Source organism: Saccharothrix lopnurensis, assembly GCF_042658445.1.
GTDB lineage: Bacteria > Actinomycetota > Actinomycetes > Mycobacteriales > Pseudonocardiaceae > Actinosynnema > Actinosynnema lopnurensis.
The window spans coordinates 1-549 of the sequence record NZ_JBHSQO010000132.1; the positions used below are offsets into that span (position 1 = coordinate 1).

1 pseudogene is annotated in these 549 nt (G+C 44.1%); it reads left to right on the top strand.

The features are described from left to right. Nucleotides 1–549: pseudogene (locus tag ACFP3R_RS37700) on the top strand (hypothetical protein); the annotation flags it as partial.

The following is a 549-nucleotide window of genomic DNA, read 5'->3' on the forward strand; positions in this document are numbered from 1 at the left end:
AAAAGGGTGAGGTTGTATCGGACGGTCCATCTAACCCACATGATATCTTAAGGTTGTTAGGAGTTGTCGAGCTTACTCGATACATTACGAATGAGATTCAAGATGTTTACCGTTTGCAGGGTGTTGTGATTAACGATAAGCACATTGAAGTTATCGTTCGTCAAATGCTTCGTAAGGTCGATATACTTGACTCTGGTGATACAGAGCTTATCAAGGGTGACCAGGTAGAATACGTTAAGCTTCTCGAAGAAAACGAGAAGGCACTTGCGAACGACAAGATGCCAGCTCAGTCAGAACGGATGCTGCTCGGTATTACTAAGGCATCCTTGGCTACTGAATCATTTATCTCTGCTGCATCATTCCAAGAAACTACAAGGGTTCTTACCGAAGGTGCTGTAACAGGTAAGCGTGATTACTTGCGTGGCCTGAAAGAGAACGTAGTTGTAGGTCGATTGATCCCTGCAGGTACTGGTTTGACTTATCACTCAGAGCGCAAAAAGCGTAAAACTGCCAAAGTAGATGATATCGGTGTAAGTGCAGCTGATGTTG